The sequence below is a fragment of the Bradyrhizobium pachyrhizi genome, assembly GCF_029714545.1.
GTDB lineage: Bacteria > Pseudomonadota > Alphaproteobacteria > Rhizobiales > Xanthobacteraceae > Bradyrhizobium > Bradyrhizobium pachyrhizi.
The window spans coordinates 1-19,711 of sequence record NZ_CP121667.1; the positions used below are offsets into that span (position 1 = coordinate 1).

Genomic DNA, 19,711 nt, shown 5'->3' on the forward strand with positions numbered 1-19,711 from the left:
ATGACGAACACGGAACAGGATCGCTGGTCGCGGGTGAAGGGACGTTTGCGGACGAGCGTTGGCGAGGACGTCTACACGAGCTGGTTCGCTCGGATGGATCTGGAGAGCGTGCACGACGAGAGCGTGCACCTGTCGGTTCCGACCCGGTTCCTCAAGAGCTGGATCCAGGCGCACTATGCCGAACGCGTGCTTTCCTGCTGGCAGGCCGAGATGCCCGAAGTGCATCGCATCGACCTCACCGTGCGCTCGGCGATCCGCGCGACGGCTCCGGTGAAGGAAACGGTTGCGCCCGTCGAAGTGCGCCGCATCGAGCGCACCGACGGCCGGCTCGTGCCTGAACTGCGCTCGGTTGCGACCGCGCCGGTGTCCGCGAGCCACGACGCGCTCGGCGGCTCGCCGCTCGATCCGCGCCTGACCTTCGCCAGCTTCGTCGTCGGCAGGTCCAACACGCTGGCCCATGCGGCGGCCCGCCAGGTCGCGGAAGGTCGCCGCGGCGATCCCGTGATGTTCAACCCGCTCTACATTCATGCCGGCGTCGGCCTCGGCAAGACGCATCTGCTGCAGGCGGTGACCTGGGCCGGCAATTCCGGCAGCGAGCGCAAGGTGCTGTATCTCACCGCCGAGAAATTCATGTACGGCTTCGTCGCGGCGCTGAAGACGCAGACGGCGCTGGCCTTCAAGGAGGCGCTGCGCGGCATCGACGTGCTGGTCATCGACGATCTGCAGTTCCTGCAGGGCAAGTCAACGCAGGCCGAGTTCTGCCACACGCTGAACGCGCTGATCGATGCCGGCCGCCAGGTCGTGATCGCTGCCGACCGTCCGCCGTCGGATCTGGAAAGCCTCGACGACCGCGTGCGCTCGCGGCTCGCCGGTGGCCTCGTGGTCGAGATGGGCTCGCTCGGCGAGGAACTGCGGCTCGGCATCCTGAAGTCGCGCGTCGCCGCCGCCCGCGCCCACCATGCGAGCTTCGATGTACCGGAGGAAGTGCTCGACTATCTGGCGCGCACCATCACCCATAACGGCCGCGACCTTGAAGGCGCGATCAATCGCCTGCTGGCGCACTCCAAGCTCAACAACCAGCCGGTGACGCTGGAGATGGCCGAGCGCGAGGTGCGCGACCTGATCCGCCCGCAGGAGCCGAAGCGGATCAAGATCGAGGACATCCAGCGCGTGGTCGCCCGGCAGTACAATGTCAGCCGCTCCGACTTGCTGTCGTCCCGCCGCACCGCCAATGTGGTGCGCCCGCGCCAGGTCGCGATGTATCTGGCGAAGACACTGACCTTGCGCTCGCTGCCGGAGATCGGCCGGCGCTTCGGCGGCCGCGACCACACCACGGTGTTGCACGCCGTGCGCAAGATTGAGGCACTGGTCGCCAAGGACACGGCGCTGTCGGAGGAAGTCGAATCGCTGAAGCGCCAGCTGCAGGAATAGGGCCGCTTCATCCGGCCGGCTCGTTCCATCGCCCTCCCCTTTGCCAAAGGGGAGGGCTAAACTTTTTTCCGACCCAAAACGTGGGGAACGGGGCTCGTTTCACGCCCGTATCCCTTGCACCGGCCGCCCATACGCGCCACCTTGCGGTCCCCCCGTGGGTTTGATCAAATCCGGTATTGATCCGGCTTTTCGGGTTTCCAATGCCGCGGTGCTGCCCTGAACGGCCGCCCGGCTTTTCCATCTGAGGGATCTGGCGGGTATTGCAATGAAGGTCACCGTCGAGCGCGCGCAACTCCTGAAATCGCTGGGTCACGTTCACCGCGTGGTCGAGCGCCGCAACACCATCCCGATCCTCGGCAACGTGTTGATCCGCGCCGAGGGCGCGAAATTGTCGCTGAAGGCGACCGACCTCGACCTCGAGGTGACGGAGACCTTGGCCGCCGAGACCGGAACCGCCGGCTCGACCACGGTGCCCGCGCACATGTTCTACGACATCGTCCGCAAGCTGCCCGACGGCTCGCAGATCGTGCTGGAAGCCGACGGCGACCGCTCGGTGCTGGCTGTGCGTGCCGGCCGCTCGCGCTTCACGCTGCAGACCCTGCCCGAGAGCGACTTCCCGGGCCTTGCCGCCGGCGACATGACGCATTCGTTCTCGCTGCCGGCCTCCGACATCAAGCGCCTGATCGACCGCACACAGTTCGCGATCTCGACCGAAGAGACCCGCTACTACCTCAACGGCATCTATCTGCACGCGGCAGGCAACGCCAAGGCGGCGACCCTGCGCGGGGTTGCGACCGACGGCCACCGGCTGGCGCAGATCGACCTCGCGCTGCCCAAGGGCGCAACCGGCATGCCCGGCGTGATCGTCCCGCGCAAGACCGTTGGCGAAGTACAACGGCTGATCGAGGGCGACGACGCCGAGATCTCGATTGAGCTGTCGGACGGCAAGATCCGTTTCACGCTCGGCAATGTGGTGCTGACCTCGAAGCTGATCGACGGCACCTTCCCGGACTATGGCCGCGTCATTCCGCAGAACAACGACAAGGAGCTGGTCGTCGACAAGAAGGATTTCGAAGCCGCCGTCGACCGCGTCTCGACCATTTCCAGCGAACGCGGCCGCGCGGTGAAGCTCGCGCTGTCCGCGGGCAAGCTGGTGCTCTCGGTCACCAACCCGGATTCCGGCAGCGCCACCGAGGAACTCGAGGTCGAGTACGCCTCCGACGCGCTGGATATCGGCTTCAACTCGCGCTATCTGCTCGACATCGCCGCCCAGATTGAGGGCGAGGTCGCGGTGCTGAAGCTCGCCGATCCCGGCTCACCGACCCTGGTGCAGGACCGCGACAGCAAGGGCGCACTCTACGTGCTGATGCCGATGCGGGTGTGATTCCTCCTTCTCGTCATGGCCGGGCTTGACCCGGCCATCCATCGAGCAAGAGATGACCTATTGGGTGTACATTCTCGCGAGCAAGCCCGGTGGAACCTCTTTAACTCGGTGTAACCAATAATCTGGTGCGGCGCGTCTACGAGCATCGCGAAGGTCTGGCCGAGGGCTTTACCAAGAAGTACGGCATCAAGACGCTCGTCTATTTTGAGGCACACGAGACGATTGCCGTCGCACTTCAGCGCGAGAAGAATATCAAGCACTGCGTGTGTGGAAGATCGATCTGATCGTTGCCGGCAATCCCGACTGGCGAGACTTATGTGATGAAATTGTCCGCTGACGCGGACGATGGATTGCCGGGTCAAGCCCGGCAATGACAAGGTAACATGACCCCGTCCCGCATTCACCGCCTGTCGCTGACGCATTTCCGCAATTACCGGACGGCGACGCTGCAGGTCGCCGGCGACATGGTGGCGCTGGTCGGGCCGAACGGTGCCGGCAAGACCAATTGCATCGAAGCGGTCTCGTTTCTGTCGCCGGGCCGCGGCCTGCGCCGCGCGACGCTGGAGGACATCGCCGACAACCAGGGCGACGGCTCCTGGGCGGTCTCGGCCGAAGTCGAGGGCGCGCTCGGCCTTGCGACGCTCGGCACCGGTATCGATCCGCCGACCGGCGACGCCGGCAGCACGAGGCGCTGCCGCATCGACCGCGAACCGGTGGGGTCCGCGACCGCGTTCGGCGATCATCTGCGCATCGTGTGGCTGACGCCGGCGATGGACGGCCTGTTCATGGGCGCCGCGTCGGAACGGCGGCGCTTCTTCGATCGCCTGGTGCTGGCGATCGATTCCGAGCATTCCAGCCGCGTCTCGGCACTGGAGCGCTCGCTGCGCTCGCGCAACCGGCTGCTCGAGGTGCGCAACTATGACGACCATTGGTGTGACGCGATCGAGCGCGAGACCGCCGAGCTCGCGGTCGCGGTCGCCGCATCACGGGGCCAGACCGCCGCCAAGCTCGCCGTGATGCTGCGCGAGCGCGGCACGGCCTCGGCCTTCCCCTCCGCCGAGATCATGCTCGACGGCTGGATGGAGAACGCACTGCTGCAGGAGCCTGCAACGGCGGTGGAGGACCGCTACCGCGAGATCCTGCGCGCCAGCCGGCCGCGCGATGCCGCCGCCGGGCGCACGCTCGACGGCCCGCATCTGACCGATCTGCAAGTGGTCTACGCGCCGAAGAACATGCCGGCGCGTGACGCCTCGACCGGCGAGCAGAAGGCGCTTTTGATCGGGCTGGTGCTGGCGCACGCTACGATGGTCGCGGAGATGACCGGCATCGTGCCGCTGCTGCTGCTCGACGAGGTCGTCGCCCATCTCGATCCGAACCGCCGCAAGGCGCTGTTCGACGAGCTCGCCAAGCTCGGCGCCCAGGTCTGGATGACCGGCGCCGATCCCGCGGCGTTCCTCGACATCGGCCCTCGGGGGGAGATTTTCGACGTCGAATCCGGCCGAGCCGCACGGCGCGGCTGAGGGTGCGGAATCTGCTCCGCGAGGGCCTCGAATCCGCCTTCGAATCGGGCTTTTCGAGACCGCCGAAATCGGCCTTTGAAAGCCTTGAAACAGGCCTAAAAAATCCTATTTATTCAATAGTTTGTAGATGGAGACTTTGCGCTAGGCGCAACCCCTCTTTCATGGCACAAATAGCGGAATCAGCGCCTCATATTGCGCAGCTGATTCGGATATCCTCGAAGGCCTCACATGACTGAACCTGCCCGGCAGACCCCTGCCGAATCTGAGCATCCCGTTCCGGCCGAATATGGTGCGGAATCGATCCGGGTGCTGAAGGGCCTCGACGCCGTCCGCAAGCGCCCCGGCATGTATATCGGCGACACCGACGACGGTTCCGGCCTGCACCACATGGTCTACGAGGTCGTCGACAACGCGATCGACGAGGCGCTGGCGGGCCATGCCAGCCGCGTCCTGGTCACCCTCAACGCCGACAATTCCGTCACCGTGTACGACGACGGACGCGGCATTCCGGTCGGCATCCACAAGGAAGAGGGCGTCTCGGCAGCCGAAGTCATCATGACCCAGCTGCACGCCGGCGGAAAATTCGACCAGAACTCCTACAAGGTTTCCGGCGGTCTGCACGGCGTCGGCGTCTCCGTCGTCAACGCGCTCTCGAGCAAGCTTGCGCTGCGGATCTGGCGCGACGACAAGGAACACTACATCGAATTCGCGCACGGCGATGCCGTGGCGCCGCTCAAGGTGGTCGGCGATGCCCCGGGCAAGCGCGGCACCGAGGTCACCTTCCTTGCCTCGGCCGAGACCTTCAAGAACATCGAATATGATTTCGCGACGCTGGAGCACCGGCTGCGCGAGCTCGCCTTCCTCAATTCCGGCGTCAACATCGTGCTCTCGGACATGCGTCACGCGGTCGAGAAGCGCGAGGAGATGCACTATTCCGGCGGTGTCGAGGAATTCGTCAAATATCTCGACCGCAACAAGAAGGCGATCGTGCCGGCACCGATCATGGTGCGTTCGGAAGCCAACGGCATCGGCGTCGAGGCGGCGCTGTGGTGGAACGACAGTTACCACGAGAACGTGCTGTGCTTCACCAACAACATCCCGCAGCGCGACGGCGGCACCCATCTGGCCGGCTTCCGCGGCGCGCTGACGCGCCAGGTCAACGGCTATGCCGAGGCCAATGCGAAGAAGGAAAAGGTCGCGCTGACCGGCGACGATTGCCGTGAAGGCCTCACCGCGGTGCTGTCGGTGAAGGTGCCCGATCCGAAATTCTCGTCGCAGACCAAGGACAAGCTGGTGTCCTCGGAGGTTCGGCCGGTGGTCGAGAACGTCCTGAACGAGGCGCTCGCCGCCTGGTTCGAGGAGAATCCGAAGGAAGCCAAGGAAATCGTCGGCAAGGTCATCCAGGCCGCCGCGGCCCGCGAGGCTGCGCGCAAGGCGCGCGAGCTGACCCGCAAGAATCCGCTCAGCGTCTCCTCGCTGCCCGGCAAGCTCGCCGACTGCCAGGAGAAGGACCCGGCTAAATCCGAACTGTTCATCGTCGAGGGCGACTCGGCAGGCGGCAGCGCCAAGCAGGGCCGCAACCGCGAATTCCAGGCGGTGCTGCCGCTGCGCGGCAAGATCCTGAACGTCGAGCGCGTCCGTCCCGACAAGATGCTGTCCTCCGAGCAGATCGGCACGCTGATCACCGCGCTCGGCACCGGTATCAGCGACGATTTCTCGGTCGACAAGCTGCGCTATCACAAGATCATCGTGATGACCGACGCCGACGTCGACGGCGCCCATATCCGCACGCTGCTGCTGACCTTCTTCTATCGTCAGATGCGCTCGATCATCGACGGCGGCTACCTCTATATCGCCCAGCCGCCGCTCTATAAGGTCTCGCGCGGCAAGTCCGAGCAATACCTGAAGGACGAGCGCGCCCTCGAGGACTATCTGATCTCGACCGGACTCGACGAATGCGTCTTCAAGCCGGCCTCCGGCGACGACCGCTCGGGCCGTGATCTGCTGTCGCTGGTCGAAGACGCCCGGGTCATCCGCTCGGTACTGCGCAACCTGCACAGCCGCTACAATCGCGCGGTCATCGAGCAGGCCGCGATCGCGGGCGTGCTGAGCCCGAGGATCACCGCCGAGATCGCCACCGCCAACTCGGCGGCGGAATACATCGCCAAGCGGCTGGACGCCGTGGCCGAAGAGGTCGAGCGCGGCTGGATCGGCACCTTCACGGAAGGCCATGGCTTCCAGTTCGAGCGCACCGTGCGCGGCGTCAAGGAAGTGGCGGTGATCGACGACGCTTTCCTCGGCTCGGCCGATGCTCGCAAGCTCGATGAATACGCGACCAAGCTGCAGGAGATCTATGTGCGGGCGGGCAAACTGCGGCGCAAGGATACCGAGCAGATCATCCACGGTCCGGTCGACCTGTTCGAAGCCGTGACTGATGCCGCTCGCAAGGGCATTTCGCTGCAGCGCTACAAAGGTCTCGGCGAGATGAATCCGGAGCAGCTCTGGGAGACCACGCTGGACAAGGACGCGCGCTCGCTGCTCCAAGTGAAGGTCAAGGAGGTCGACGAGGCCGACGATATCTTCACCAAGCTGATGGGCGACGTGGTCGAGCCGCGCCGCGAGTTCATCCAGGACAATTCGCTCAGCGCCACCATCGACATCTAGGGTTCTGCGCACGGCGAGGCGGGCGGGCGCTTTTCGGCGCGGTGGCGGCGCTACCTTTCGTGTGGAAGGTGCGCCGGGAGTTGTGTTACGGTGCCGGACGGCCATTGATTCCGTTGTGGAATTTCCAATGGCCAAGTCTGAATGATGCGTTAGGGGACATTCCGCGTGGCGCCGATCCAATACATCGTCGAAGGCGGCCGCCGCCTTTCGGGCACCATCGAGCCGTCGGGCAACAAGAACTCCGCGCTGCCGATCATCGCCGCGGCACTGCTCACCGAGCACCCGGTCACGCTGACCAACGTGCCACGTATCCGCGACACCGAAACGCTGGTCGAATTGTGCCGCTCGGTCGGCGCCACCGCCGAATGGACCGAACGCAACACGCTGCAGATTCATGCCAAGGAGATCCGCGCCGCCGATCTCGATCCGGCGCTGTGCGCGCGCATCCGCGCCTCGATCCTGCTCGCAGGTCCGCTGCTCGCCCGCTGCGGCGAGGTCGCGCTGCCGCCGCCCGGCGGCGACGTGATCGGCCGCCGCCGGCTCGACACACACTTCCTGGCCTTCGAGCAACTCGGCGCCACGGTCACCGCGACGCATCGGCTCGAATTCCGCGCCTCGCGCCTGAAGGGCGCCGACGTGTTCCTCGACGAGCCCAGCGTCACCGCGACCGAGAACGCGCTGGTCGCAGCCGTCGCCGCCCGCGGCACCACCTATCTGCGCAACGCGGCCTCCGAGCCGCATGTGCAGGACCTCGCCAATTTCCTGATCGCGCTCGGCGCCAAGATCGAAGGCGTCGGCACCAACACCATCATCGTGCACGGGCCGGCAACGCTCGGCAGCACGACTTTCGCGATCCAGCCCGACCATATCGAGGTCGGATCGCTGATCGGGCTTGCCGCGGTGACCCGCTCGCCGCTGCGCATCGCGCGCGCCGGCGTCGAGCATCTGCGCTCGATCCGGATGGGCTTTGAGCGGCTCGGCATCGTCTGCGGCGTCGAGGGCGACGACCTCGTCGTACCGTCCGGCCAGACCATGAAGATCCAGGACGATTTCGGCGGCCATGTGCCGAAGCTCGAGGACCAGCCCTGGCCGGCCTTCCCGGCCGACCTGATGTCGATCGCGATCGTCACCGCCACGCAGTGCGACGGCGTCATCCTGATGCACGAGAAGATGTTCGAATCCCGGATGTTCTTCGTCGACAACCTGATCGCGATGGGCGGCCGCATCGTGCTGTGCGACCCGCACCGCGCGATCGTCGCCGGCCCCAGCCGGCTGCGCGGCGCGCCGATGAACTCACCCGACATCCGGGCCGGTATGGCGATGCTGCTGGCCGCGGTATGTGCCGAGGGCACCTCCACCATCAACAACGCCGACCAGATCGAGCGCGGCTATGAGCGGATCGATGAGCGGCTCAACGCCCTCGGCGCCAAGATCAAGCGGATTCCCGCGCGATCGTGATCCGGGCACGATCCGGAAAAGTGTAAAGCGGTCCTCCGGTCTCAATCGACAATCTGGGGCGCGACGACCTCTGCGTGAGATCGTCGCGTTTGCGCAACTTGGCCATCCTTCCGGCCGGTTTGCCGTGCTAAGCGTGCCGTCATGACCTGCATCGACAAGATCGACCCGGCCGCGCCGAACGCGGCCGTTGTCGTCCCTCGCAACCTGCTCACGGCCGAGCTCGCGGAAACGCTGAAGCTCGCGGTGCCGCTCGCGCTGACCCAGCTCGGGCAGATCGCGATGATGACGACCGATCTCGCCTTCATCGGCCGGCTCGGCAGCGAAAACGTCGCCGCAGCGGCGCTGGCGCACACCGTGTATTTCGTCAGCTTCACCATCGGCATGGGCATGATGTCGGCGGTCTCCCCCCTGGCCGCGCAGGCGTTCGGCGCGCGCAACCCACGCGTGATGCGGCGCGCGCTCCGCGTCGGCCTGTGGGCCGGCTTTTTCATGGTGCTGCCGCTGATGGCGCTGCCGTTCCAGGGCGAGCGCATCCTCATCGCGCTCGGCCAGACCCAGGCCACCGCGCATCTAGCGCAGCAATATCTGTTCGGTCTCGCCTGGGGCATCCTGCCGGCGCTGTGGTTCATCGCACTCCGCGGCTTCATGAGCGCGGTGAACCGGCCGGAGCCGGTGCTGTGGATCACGCTCGCGGCGATCCCGGCCAATGCGCTGATGGTCTACCTGTTGCTGTACGGCAAATGGGGCATGCCCGAACTCGGCATGTTCGGCGCCGGACTTGCGACCACGATCGTCAATCTCGGCACCTTCCTTGCCGGCGTGTGGTTCGCGGCGCGCCGCCGTCCGTTCCGCAAGTACCATGTCTTCAGCCGGCTCTGGCGCATCGACTGGCCGCTGATGGGCAAGCTGGTCGCCGTCGGCGCGCCGATCTCGATCGCCTTCCTGCTGGAGTACGGCCTGTTCGGTGCGGCCGGTCTGCTGATGGGGCTGATCAGCACCACGGCGCTGGCCGCGCACCAGATCGCGCTGCAGATCGCGGCGATCCTGTTCATGGTGCCGTTCGGCGTCAGCATGGCCGCTACCGTGCGGGTCGGTCAGGCCGTCGGCCGCCGCGATACCGACGCGGTGCAGCGCGCTGGTTTTGTCGCGATCGCACTCTCTGGGATCTTCATGAGCATCATGACGCTCGCGGTGATCCTGGCCCGCTTCGAGATCGCGGCGCTGTTCCTCGGCGAGGCCTCCGACACCACCGCGCAGCTCACCGCGGCGCTGCTGTTGATCGGCGCGACCTTCTTCATCGCCGACGGCATCCAGACCACCACCGCGGGCGCGCTGCGCGGCATGAACGACACCCAGGTGCCGCTGCTGTTCGCCGTCATCAGCTATTGGCTGATCGGCTTCGCGTCGGCCTCAGCGCTCGCCTTCTGGGCCAAGCTCGACGCCGCCGGTGTCTGGATCGGGCTATCGCTCGGGACGGCGGTCTATGCGACCCTCCTTGTCTTGCGTTTCCGCTTGCTGGCACGCAGACTGGGCAAATGAGGGTCGACGAGGTCACGCCGAACGTGGATTCCGCCGCGCTGCTCGCCGGTGCGCAGTTCATCGACGCGTTCCGCGTCGCGACTGCGCGCCCCGACCTCGATGCGCGGCACGCCGCCGAAGCGATGGTGGCGCGGCAGCCGCGCTGGATCGAATGGCTGCTTGCCATGCGCAATTTCATCGTCGCGCCGCTTGGCCTGAAAACCTCGGGCGCGGCCGACGGCGCGGCACGCGACATGATCGGGATCTTTCCGGTGGTCAGCGAGACGCCGGAGCGGCTGATCGCGGGGTTCAACGACAAGCATCTCGACTTCCGGCTCGTCGTCGACGTCGCCTCCGCGGGAGCTGTGCGCAGCATCACCGCGACCACGCTGGTGCTCACCCACAACTGGTTCGGACGCGCCTATCTCGCAGTGATCATGCCGTTCCACCGCCTGATCGTGCCCGCGATGCTGCGCAAGGCCGTAGGCTGAATGACGGGACTCCAGACGCGTTTTCTTCACGCGAACTGGCGCCCGCTTCGCTCGTAAACGCTCTCGTCTCAAGCCGCGCTCTTCTCCGGCGTGTCGGCGACGATCTTCTCGGAGGCGTCGGCGTTGGTGCACCAATTGCCGTGGCAGCGCTTGAGGTCGTTGAGATTCTGCCGCATCTGATCGAGCGAGAAGCCGAGCGCGTAGAAGCGCTCGGCGGCATCGACCGGCAGGCCGCGGATCAGGCCATCCCGGCGGACCGCGGCGACCTCCTCGCCATAGGCGTGCAGCGCCGCATCGACCGGCGCCATGTCGGCCGGGCCGCTGCCGGCGCGCAATGCGGTCGCGACCGCCACCATGTAAGTCACGATCGCCTTGCTGACGTCGGCCAATGGCCGCGCCAGCCTCGCCTGGATGTCGGCCGGCAGCGGCACCACGCAGGCCCGCCCGATCATCACGACGTCGTGCCGCAGCCGCTGGATGGTCCGCAGCAACGGGCCGGTGTCCGGCCCCGATGACAGATGCATCGAGCGCTCGCGCTCGGCCTCGAGACCGGTCGCATGCAGATTGGTCACCGCGGTGCCGATGCCGTCCTGGATCCGGTGCAGCGCGTCGTTGTCGAGGCCGCGGGTCAGGCCGGCGAGCAATTCGGCGAACGCCGCCGACAGCAGCTCCAGCAGCTTCGATCCATTGACCCTGATCTGGCTGACCGCGCGCGACGGCAGCACCAGGAACGAGATCAGAAGCCCGGTGAGCGCGCCGACCGTCACCTCGAGGACGCGATCGATCGCGGAATCCAGCGGGTTGGAGTGATGCATCGTCGGCAGCAGCAGCACGATCACCGCCGTCACCGTCGCAGAGTTCAGGCTCGGATTGAGCGCGGCGATGAAGGCCAGCGGCACAATCGCCAGCACCAGCAGCGCCAGCAGGCTGCCCTCGCCGGAATGCGGGATCAGAACCGCGATCGCACCGCCATAGACGGCGCCGCCGATGGTGCCGAGCATGTAATCGCGGCTGGCCTTCAGCGAGCGGCCGACGCTCATCTGGGTCACGATCAGCGAGGTCAGCACCGCCCAGAGCGGCAGCATCAGGTTGAGCGCCAGCGCGATGGTATAGGCCGCCACGCCGGCGGACGCGATCCGGACCGCCAGCGCCAGCTGCGTCTTGCGGGTCCAGAGCTGGTCGAACATGCGTTTTGCGAAGGTCCTCATGCACCGTGATCCGCAATCAAAGGAAAGGCCCGTGTTACATGACTTGAAGCTAAACCGACCTGGACGTCAGGACTTGGAGCATGGCAGCAGCCCGCGGCGGCAAGGTGGCTTGAAAGGCCTGACCTGCCCGCCTACCCTGCGCCGCAAAATTGAGGAAACACGATGGCCCACGAAACCGCAACGCTCGCCGCCTATGTCGCCGATCTGAAATATTCCGACATTCCGCCGGAGGTGCTGGAGCGCGCCAAGGTTTTGACGCTGGATTTCCTCGGCAGCACCATCCGCGCCCGGCGCGACGCGGAATCGACGCCGTCGCTGATGAAGATGCTGGAGGCGCTGGCGCTCGACGGCAAGGGCGAGGCCACCGTGTTCGGCGATACCAAGACCTGGACCCCGGCAGTCGCCGCGCTGCTCAACGGCGCGCTCGGCCATTCGCTCGATTTCGACGACACCCACGCCGATTCATCGCTGCATCCGAGCGCACCCGTGGTGCCCGCCGCGTTCGCGGTCGGCGAGATGGTCGGCGCATCCGGCCGCGACGTGCTGACCGCGATCGTCGCCGGCTATGAGGTGTGCTGCCGGCTCGGCAACGCGCTCGACCCGACCTCGCATTACGCCCGCGGCTTCCACCCGACCGCGACCGCCGGCACCTATGGCGCGGCCGCGGCGGCAGCCAAGCTGTTCGGCTTGTCGAAGGAGCAGATCGTCTCCGCTTTCGGCGTCTCCGGCAGCCAGGCCGCGGGCTCGCTGCAATTCCTGGTCAACGGCGCCTGGAACAAGCGCTACCAGGTCGGCGCCGCCGCGATGAACGGCGTGATCGCCGCGACGCTCGCGCGCAACGACTTCATCGGCTCGAGCGAGGCGGTCGAGGGCAAGCACGGCCTTTTGGTCGGCTACAGCGACGATGCGCATCCGGACAAGGCGGTGGCCGGGCTCGGCAGCACCTATGAGACGCTGAAGATCGGCGTGAAGCCGTATCCGAGCTGCCGCTACACCCACGCCGCGATCGACGCGCTGATCGCGATGCGGCGCGAGCACAATCTGACGCCGGACCAGATCAGGAAGGTCGAGATCGGCCTGCACCGCAACGGCATCACGCTGACCGGCGACGCCGCCACCAAGCGCCACCCGACCTCGGTGGTCGGCGGCCAGTTCTCGATGTTCTTCACCGGCGCGATCGCGCTCGACCAGGGCCATTTCGGCTGGGACGATTACGACCGGCTGGGCGATGCGGCCATCGACGCGCTCGCCGACAAGTTCGACGTGGTGCAGGACGACCGCCTCGAGGTCGGCCGCACCCACCCGTTCGGCGCCCGCGTCTCGATCACCACAGATGACGGCACCCATGAGCGCCTCTATGCCGATCCCTCCGGCGAGCCGACCTCGTTCCCCGACGCAAAGGCGATGCAGCAGAAGTTCCTGACGCTGGCCCGCCCGGTGCTCGACAAGCGCGCCGACCAACTCGCCGACGCCATCCTGACGCTGGAGCGCTTCGATCGCGTGGAGAAGGCGACGCAGCTGGGGCGGCAGTAAGCAGGCGGTCGAGGCGGCTCACGTCGCGAGCCCGCGTTTACGGCTGTCGTCCCTGCGAAAGCAGGGACCCATACTCCGCGGCTTCTGTTGTGAACGGGACTCGTCGTTCCACCATCGCGCAACCAGCAGCAATGGTGGTTATGGGTCCCGGCCTGCGCCGGGACGACGATGAGGATGCGGTGTCGCGCCCTGGAATGACGGCGCGTCCTACTCCACTCCATCGATGATCACGAAATCCCCCTCTGAATATTTCTGTCGGATCGCCTTCGCCGCCTGATATTCAGGGCAGGTGTAACATTCCATCGCGGTGGCGCGGTCCCTGAATTCGATGACAAAGTTGCGCTGGCGCGTTGCGCCTTCCATCACCTCATAGGGGCCATTGCGCACGATGAAGTTGGCGCCGTATCTGGCGAATACCGGCATCGCGGCGGCGAGATATTCGGGATAGCGGGCTTCATCGTGAACCGTGACGTGCACGATCCAGTAGGCTTTCGGCATGATGGTCTCCGGCTGATGCGTGCTTTATGAAACTATGGCGCACCTCCTCACGAGATGCGCCACCGCATCAGAAAATTCCGAAGGCCGAGATTCAATTCACGATCGCGCGGGTGTTGTGTGACGTGCCGGTCAATTGCCGCCCGCGAGCCGCGGGCTTGCAGACGTCACGGTGACGACGTCACGGACCAGATCGAACACGCCGTCGGCCTCGGGCGGGATGTTCGGCGAGCGGCCGAGGCGCACAATGACGAGCCGCTGCGACGGCACGATAATCACGTATTGCCCGATCGTACCCTTGGCGAAGAAGGCGTCGCGCGGCCAGCCGTGCTCGACACGGTAGTGGGCGCCAAAGCTGTCGCCGAGATTGGTCCAGAAGCCGGCGCCATAGCCGACCCAGGCATTCGGCGTCGGCGATGCCGAATACTTCACCCAGCCCTCGGGCAGGATGCGCTTGCCGCCGGCCACGCCGTCGTTGAGATAGAGCTGACCCAAGCGCGCCCAGTCGCGCGCGCTCGCCATCATCGCGCCCGATCCTTCCGGCGTGCCCGCAGCGTCGAACTGCATCACGACATTGCGCATGCCGAGCGGTCCGAACAGCTCCTCACGCGCAAAGCGCATCACATCAGCCGCATGCCCGCCGGCGGCGTTGCGGACCAGGTGCGAGAGGATCAGGTAGTTGCCGTCGTGATAGTTCCAGACCCGGCCGGGCGCGCTCTCCAGCGGAGCGCTCTCGGCGAAGGCGGCCATATCCGATTCCATGTACTTCATGCGGTTGACCGGCTCGAGCACGGATGCCAGCGACGCCTGCAGCGAGCTGCCGAGCGCGAGGCCCGCGGTGTGGCGCAGCAGCTCGTCGACCGTAATCGCGTGGCGCGGATCGTCGGAATTCCGCCAGGCCGCGATCGGGACCGGCTGGTCGCGCGTCAGCCTGCCTTCGCGGACCAGGATTCCGATCAGGGCCGAGATCGCCGACTTGCTCATGGAGAAGCCGAGCAGCGGCGTGTCGATGCCGATGCCGTCGGCGTAACGCTCGGCGACGATGCGACCGTCCTTCATCACGACGACAGCGCAGGTGTGGCGGAATGGCGCCTCCGCGGGCTCGGCAAAGGTGCGGTCGAGCGCGGCCGCAAGCTGCGGGGTCTGCGGCGGGACGAGCTCCGGACCCGCGATCTCGGGCAGCAGCGCGGCCTGTGGCTTCTCCGGCGGAAGCGCGGTATCGCCCAGCGTCTCGCCATGGTCGAGCGTGCAGCCCATGCCCTCGCGATAGACCGCATGGCTGCGGCCGAGCCCGAACAGCGTCACGGTGACGTCCCTGCGGTCGAGGTCGACCTCGATGTCCATCGCCCAGGTGATCAGGCCGGCCCCCGGCATCGCATCGGTGGTCTCGGTCAGGTTTTGCCTGGGGTCGAGCCCGCTGACGAAGGTCTCCGAGCAGATGACGTTGGCCACAAAGCCGGTCGCGACCTCAGGCACATCGCGGGCGCGGGCGGCGGACAGTGCCAGCGCACCGAAGGCGGTGCTGGCGGCGAGAATGAGAAAGAGCTTTCGACGGGTCACGGGATCCTCCGGCATGGCGCGATAGGTGCGTGGCCGGATCAGGCCGCGGGGGACGGAAGAACGCTTGCCGGATTTGGAAGTCGGGCTAGCCGAGGATTGGAGGCGACTGGTCGATTCTGGAATTGTGACGTGATTACAATGACTTTGGCAGCGGGCTCGCTTCGCCTCTCCCGCTTGCGGGGGGAGGTCGGATCGCATCGAACGATGCGATCCGGGTGGGGGCTCTCTCCCCAAAATGAAAGGGCGTACGTTGCGGAAGCACCCCAACCCCGGCCCTCCCCCGCAAGCGGGAGAGGGAGGTTCACACCGCGCTTGCCTTCAGCTTCCGGTACTCCGTCGGGGTCACGCCGGTCGTCGCCTTGAAGGCGCGGTTGAAGGGGCCGAGCGACTGGAAGCCGGCGTCCATGGCGATGGTGATGACCGGGACTTCGGCCTGGGAGGGATCGGCGAGCGCGGCCTTGGCCTCCTCGATCCGGTGGTTGTTCAGGAAGACATTGAAGTTGCGGTAGCCGAGCCGCTGGTTGATCAGCCGCCGGAGACGATATTCGGGAATCTTCAGCCGGGTCGCCAGCGTGCCGATCGTGACGTTGTCGTGGCGGTAGATCCGCTCGTCCGCCATCAACCGCATCAGGGCATCGACCAGCTTGCGGTCGGCCGCCTCCTCGGCCGCGGCTGGTTTTGTCAGCACGTCCGCCTCCGCCGGCACCGTGAACAGGTCTGCACCATCGACGCGCATCATCGCCCAGGTGATTGCGGCCACGATGGCGGTGAGCACGGCCGCGTTCACCAGGTTGGCCCATTCCACTGTCACGCGGCTGCCGGCATAGGCAATCTGAAGCAGCGCGTTCAATCCGCCGTACAGCGCAGACGCGGCGACGATGAAGACGCGGACACGTCGGCGACGCTCGACCAGATCCGCCGACCACGATCCGATGGTTTGCGCCACCGCAAGCGCGATGAAGACGAGCGTGAGCGAATTGACCATGATGATCGCGATCCGCGCGTGACCGGCGGGTGCAATCCACATGCAATTGACGAAGCTGTAGGCCACGACCGCGGCCCAGATCAGGCCGTGCCACCAGCGCAGCTGGAACGTGTCATCGAACAGCGCGCGCGTGAACAGCCAGAACACCACGATATCGCCGGTCGAGAGCGCGATCAGTGGCGCATGCCAGTCCGAGACCGGCGGCCCGGCACCGATCGACGCGGTCACCGCATGTGCGGCCGAACCGAGCGCGAAGGCGGCCGCAAGGCGCCCGGAAAGCGCCTTGCGAAAATCGGTGAGCAGCAAGGCGGCAAGCACCAGCAGCAGCGCCACGCTGGCGCTGCGCAGGCAGAGTTCAAGTGCGGCCCAGTGTGAAGCAGCCGATGTCATCGCCGAACAATCGTCGGTCGGAGGTGGTTTTTCAAGATGGCTGGCGCTGCCAACGTTGACGCGACGTCACCCAGATATCGACGACGTCGCCCTCGAGCTTGCCCGGCCCCTCGTTCACGGCACCGAGCCGCCGCGCCACGGCCTGGGAAGCTGCGTTGACCGGATCGATGCAATGGATGATGCGGTCGACCGTGAAGTTCGCGAACACAAAGTCGATCGCAGCCCGCGCCGCTTCCACCGCATAGCCCTTGCCGCGATGCTCTTTGGCGATGCCCCAGCCGACCTCGAAGCCGGGCCATTCCGGCGGACAGTACGGGCCGACGCGGCCGATATAGCGGCTGGAGGATTTCTCCTCCACCGCGAACATGCCGAAGCCGTGCAGCGCCCAATGGCCGGATATGACGGCGGCGTTGCGCCAGCCCTTCAGCTCCGAGGTGACCGGCTGGTGATCCGGCGTGATGAAGCGCGCGGTCTCGGGATCGGACAGCATTCGCGTGTTCTCAGCGATATCCGATGCGCGCCACGGCCGCAGGATGAGCCGCGCGGTCTCGATCACGGGACCGTCGACCTGCAGCAGTCTTGCGCCTGGCTTGATCAGAGAAACCATGACTGTCTCCGGTTTCCAAGATTATGCTGTTATCACGCGCGCGCACGCGTCAGAAGTATGTCGTCGTCCCTGCGAAAGCAGGGACCCATAACCACAGGGCTTCGTTGCTTGACGAAGCCGTGGCCACAGCCTGCTCCATCACCGCGCCCTGTGGTTATGGGTCCCGGCTCGCGCTTCGCTTGGCCGGGACGACGATTGGAGTATGATTGTTACACCACCGTAAGGAGTCCGACATGAGCTGGCAGCCCTCGACCGATCCCGAACTCGGCGATCCCAAGACCTGCGACGCGCTGGATCTGATCATCGTGCCGCGCACCCGCGATCTCGGCGACGGCTTTGCCGTGCGCCGCGCGCTGCCGCACGGCAAGCGGCAGATGGTCGGGCCCTTCATCTTCTTCGACCATTTCGGACCGGTGCAGTATCTCGCCGGCAAGGGCATGGACGTGCGGCCGCATCCGCATATCGGGCTCGCCACCGTCACGTATCTGTTCGACGGCAGCATCATGCACCGCGACAGCGAGGGCAACATCCAGGAGATCCAGCCCGGCGCGATGAACCTGATGACCGCGGGCCGCGGCATCGCGCATTCCGAGCGCACTCCCGACGTGCAACGCCGCGACGGCCAGAAGATGCTGGGCCTGCAAAGCTGGATCGCGCTGCCGGCGGGCAAGGAGGAGATCGCGCCGTCGTTCCAGCATTATGGCGCAGGCGACCTGCCGATGATCTCCGAGCGCGACTTCACCGCGCGCATCATCGCGGGCTCGGCTTTCGGCATCACCTCGCCGGTCAGCATGGTCTCGCCCTGGTTCTACACCGAGGTGACCGCGAAGCCTGGCACCTTGGTGCCGCTCGATCCCGATCACGAGGAGCGCGCGATCTATCTCGTCGACGGCGAGGTCGAGATCGCGGGCGACCGCCACGAAGGGCCGCGGCTCCTGATCTTCCGGCCCGGCGACCGCATCACCGTGAAGACGCTGCGGCCGACCCGCATGATGTTCCTCGGCGGCGACGCCCTGGAGGGGCCGCGCCACATCTGGTGGAATTTCGTCTCCTCCTCCAAGGAGCGGATCGAGCAGGCCAAACAGGACTGGAAAACCGGCCGTTTCGCGCAGGTTCCGCACGAACACGAGTTCATTCCGCTGCCGGAGTGAGCTAATTCCTGTGGCTCTTTGATTTGAGCATGATCTTTTCGGAAAACCGCTGCACACTTTTCCGGATCATGCTCTAGTCTGCGGCGCCCGCACGCCTCGTGCGGGCGCTCGTCTTTGAAGGCTACCTAGAAAGATCACGCCATGACCGCGATGCTATCCAGCGATTTGCCCCTGCCCCGGATCGGCCGCGGCAAGGTGCGCGATATCTACGCCGTCGGCGACGATCGCGTGTTGCTGCTGACCACCGACCGCATCTCGGCATTCGACGTGGTGATGGCGGAAACCATTCCGATGAAGGGCGCGGTGCTGACTCAGATCAGCGCCTGGTGGTTCCGGCAGCTCGAGGGCACCGTGCCGCATCACATGATCAGCGCCGATGCCGACGAGATCATTCGCGCCGTGCCTGAACTGAAGAACCATCGCGCCGACATCCTCGGGCGCGCGATGCTGTGCAAGCGCACCACCGTGTTCCCGATCGAATGCGTGATCCGCGGCTACGTCTCCGGCTCGGCGTGGAAGGAATACGCGGCCGATGGCACGCTTGCCGGCGAGAAGCTGCCGGCCGGCCTGGTCGAGAGCCAGAAGCTCGAGCCCGCAATCTTCAGCCCGGCGACCAAGGCCGAGGCTGGCCATGACGAGAACATCACGGTCGCGCGGGTGCGCGAGATCGTCGGTGCCGACGTCGCCGCGACGCTGGAGAAGATGGCGCGCGACGTCTACGGCTATGGCGAGCAGACCAGCCGCGCCCGCGGCATCATCATCGCCGACACCAAGTTCGAGTTCGGCCGCGACAAGGACGGCCGCATCATCCTGATCGACGAGGTGATGACGCCGGATTCGTCGCGCTTCTGGGCGGTCGATGCCTACAAGCCCGGCCAGCCGCAGCCGAGCTTCGACAAGCAGCCACTGCGCGACTATCTCGACGTCGAGCGTCGCGCCGGCCGCTGGAACGGCGACGCGCCCGCCCCGCCGCTGCCGGCGAGCGTGGTGGATGCAACGAGCAAGCGGTATCTGGAAGCGTATCGCCGCGTGACGGGAAGCGAGCTGAAAGTCTGATCGGTCGTCCGTAGCGTGGGTAGAGCGAAGCGAACCCCACGATCTCTATCCGTGGCACGATGGTGATGGGTTTCGCTACGCTCTACCCCATCCGCGTCTTAATGGTTGCTACGAAATATCACCGCCAACCCCGCGAAGGCGCGCAGCGTCGTGCCCGCCATTGTGGCCGTGCTCGTGATGGTGGGCGCGCTTCGCTTTGCCCACCCCGCGGAGTTGCGCCTTTCGTCGCGGGATTGCACCGTAGTCGCCTCTGATGTCAC

General features: G+C 66.0%; 15 protein-coding genes and 1 pseudogene. 11 read left to right on the plus strand and 5 right to left on the minus strand.

The features are described 5' to 3' along the window. From dnaA to QA639_RS00040, 8 genes and pseudogenes are all read left to right on the plus strand, one after another. Entirely contained in the window at window positions 1-1,431 is a 1,431-nt protein-coding gene (dnaA, locus tag QA639_RS00005) for a chromosomal replication initiator protein DnaA (RefSeq protein WP_028335551.1), read from the plus strand. A 265-nt stretch (window positions 1,432-1,696) separates the two neighbouring features. Further along, entirely contained in the window at window positions 1,697-2,815 is a 1,119-nt protein-coding gene (gene dnaN, locus QA639_RS00010; RefSeq protein WP_016842669.1) for a DNA polymerase III subunit beta, read from the plus strand. 52 nt (window positions 2,816-2,867) lie between these two features. Beyond that, a pseudogene (locus tag QA639_RS00015) lies at window positions 2,868-3,152 on the plus strand (GIY-YIG nuclease family protein). 46 nt (window positions 3,153-3,198) lie between these two features. Continuing rightward, entirely contained in the window at window positions 3,199-4,335 is a 1,137-nt protein-coding gene (gene recF / locus QA639_RS00020; protein ID WP_283088923.1) for a DNA replication/repair protein RecF, read from the plus strand. A 228-nt stretch (window positions 4,336-4,563) separates the two neighbouring features. Next, window positions 4,564-6,999 carry a DNA topoisomerase (ATP-hydrolyzing) subunit B gene (gene gyrB, locus QA639_RS00025; protein WP_283088924.1) on the plus strand — a complete coding sequence of 812 codons (2,436 nt, stop codon included), beginning with the start codon at window positions 4,564-4,566 and terminating at the stop codon, window positions 6,997-6,999. Between the two features lie 165 nt (window positions 7,000-7,164). Then, window positions 7,165-8,457, plus strand: a complete 1,293-nt coding sequence (gene murA, locus QA639_RS00030; RefSeq protein ID WP_283088925.1) for a UDP-N-acetylglucosamine 1-carboxyvinyltransferase — start codon at window positions 7,165-7,167, stop codon at window positions 8,455-8,457. Between the two features lie 141 nt (window positions 8,458-8,598). Beyond that, a complete protein-coding gene (locus QA639_RS00035) occupies window positions 8,599-9,996 on the plus strand; it encodes an MATE family efflux transporter (protein ID WP_028335547.1) in 1,398 nt (465 codons plus the stop codon). Further along, entirely contained in the window at window positions 9,993-10,466 is a 474-nt protein-coding gene (locus QA639_RS00040) for a DUF2867 domain-containing protein (protein ID WP_157342610.1), read from the plus strand. Before QA639_RS00035 ends, QA639_RS00040 begins: the two co-directional genes overlap by 4 nt. A 68-nt stretch (window positions 10,467-10,534) precedes the next feature. Here the strand turns inward: QA639_RS00040 and QA639_RS00045 are convergent, their stop codons facing one another. Beyond that, entirely contained in the window at window positions 10,535-11,674 is a 1,140-nt protein-coding gene (locus tag QA639_RS00045) for an FUSC family protein (protein WP_050383405.1), read from the minus strand. Between the two features lie 162 nt (window positions 11,675-11,836). On the opposite strand from QA639_RS00045, the gene QA639_RS00050 reads away from it, so the two are divergent. Continuing rightward, the gene (locus tag QA639_RS00050; protein ID WP_028335544.1) at window positions 11,837-13,207 is read left to right on the plus strand and encodes an MmgE/PrpD family protein; all 1,371 of its coding nucleotides are present in this window, start codon (window positions 11,837-11,839) and stop codon (window positions 13,205-13,207) included. 207 nt (window positions 13,208-13,414) lie between these two features. Here QA639_RS00050 and QA639_RS00055 read toward each other — a convergent pair whose 3' ends face one another. From QA639_RS00055 to QA639_RS00070, 4 genes are all read right to left on the minus strand, one after another. Then, complete coding sequence (locus tag QA639_RS00055) at window positions 13,415-13,705, minus strand: DUF1330 domain-containing protein (protein WP_157342612.1); 291 nt, start codon at window positions 13,703-13,705, stop codon at window positions 13,415-13,417. A gap of 129 nt (window positions 13,706-13,834) precedes the next feature. After that, window positions 13,835-15,262: a serine hydrolase domain-containing protein gene (locus tag QA639_RS00060; protein ID WP_283088926.1), complete on the minus strand. Its 1,428-nt coding sequence runs from the start codon at window positions 15,260-15,262 to the stop codon at window positions 13,835-13,837. Window positions 15,263-15,563: 301 nt separating this feature from the next. Then, a complete protein-coding gene (locus tag QA639_RS00065; RefSeq protein ID WP_157342616.1) occupies window positions 15,564-16,637 on the minus strand; it encodes a helix-turn-helix domain-containing protein in 1,074 nt (357 codons plus the stop codon). Between the two features lie 31 nt (window positions 16,638-16,668). Beyond that, window positions 16,669-17,244: a GNAT family N-acetyltransferase gene (locus QA639_RS00070; RefSeq protein WP_157342617.1), complete on the minus strand. Its 576-nt coding sequence runs from the start codon at window positions 17,242-17,244 to the stop codon at window positions 16,669-16,671. A 233-nt stretch (window positions 17,245-17,477) separates the two neighbouring features. Here QA639_RS00070 and QA639_RS00075 point away from each other — a divergent pair, with 233 nt between their 5' ends. Together QA639_RS00075 and QA639_RS00080 are read left to right on the plus strand one after the other, a co-directional pair. After that, complete coding sequence (locus QA639_RS00075) at window positions 17,478-18,395, plus strand: pirin family protein (protein WP_283088927.1); 918 nt, start codon at window positions 17,478-17,480, stop codon at window positions 18,393-18,395. A 141-nt stretch (window positions 18,396-18,536) separates the two neighbouring features. Continuing rightward, entirely contained in the window at window positions 18,537-19,451 is a 915-nt protein-coding gene (locus QA639_RS00080; protein WP_028335538.1) for a phosphoribosylaminoimidazolesuccinocarboxamide synthase, read from the plus strand. Window positions 19,452-19,711: the final 260 nt, after the last annotated feature.

Excerpts from the sequence above, each read along its gene's own strand:
- dnaA (WP_028335551.1), top strand. The coding sequence starts at position 1 with ATGACGAACACGGAACAGGATCGCTGGTCGCGGGTGAAGGGACGTTTG.
- dnaN (WP_016842669.1), top strand. The coding sequence starts at position 1,697 with ATGAAGGTCACCGTCGAGCGCGCGCAACTCCTGAAATCGCTGGGTCAC.
- recF (WP_283088923.1), top strand. The coding sequence starts at position 3,199 with ATGACCCCGTCCCGCATTCACCGCCTGTCGCTGACGCATTTCCGCAAT.
- gyrB (WP_283088924.1), top strand. The coding sequence starts at position 4,564 with ATGACTGAACCTGCCCGGCAGACCCCTGCCGAATCTGAGCATCCCGTT.
- QA639_RS00035 (WP_028335547.1), top strand. The coding sequence starts at position 8,599 with ATGACCTGCATCGACAAGATCGACCCGGCCGCGCCGAACGCGGCCGTT.
- QA639_RS00040 (WP_157342610.1), top strand. The coding sequence starts at position 9,993 with ATGAGGGTCGACGAGGTCACGCCGAACGTGGATTCCGCCGCGCTGCTC.
- QA639_RS00045 (WP_050383405.1), bottom strand. The coding sequence starts at position 11,674 with ATGAGGACCTTCGCAAAACGCATGTTCGACCAGCTCTGGACCCGCAAG.
- QA639_RS00050 (WP_028335544.1), top strand. The coding sequence starts at position 11,837 with ATGGCCCACGAAACCGCAACGCTCGCCGCCTATGTCGCCGATCTGAAA.
- QA639_RS00055 (WP_157342612.1), bottom strand. The coding sequence starts at position 13,705 with ATGCCGAAAGCCTACTGGATCGTGCACGTCACGGTTCACGATGAAGCC.
- QA639_RS00065 (WP_157342616.1), bottom strand. The coding sequence starts at position 16,637 with ATGACATCGGCTGCTTCACACTGGGCCGCACTTGAACTCTGCCTGCGC.
- QA639_RS00070 (WP_157342617.1), bottom strand. The coding sequence starts at position 17,244 with ATGGTTTCTCTGATCAAGCCAGGCGCAAGACTGCTGCAGGTCGACGGT.
- QA639_RS00075 (WP_283088927.1), top strand. The coding sequence starts at position 17,478 with ATGAGCTGGCAGCCCTCGACCGATCCCGAACTCGGCGATCCCAAGACC.
- QA639_RS00080 (WP_028335538.1), top strand. The coding sequence starts at position 18,537 with ATGACCGCGATGCTATCCAGCGATTTGCCCCTGCCCCGGATCGGCCGC.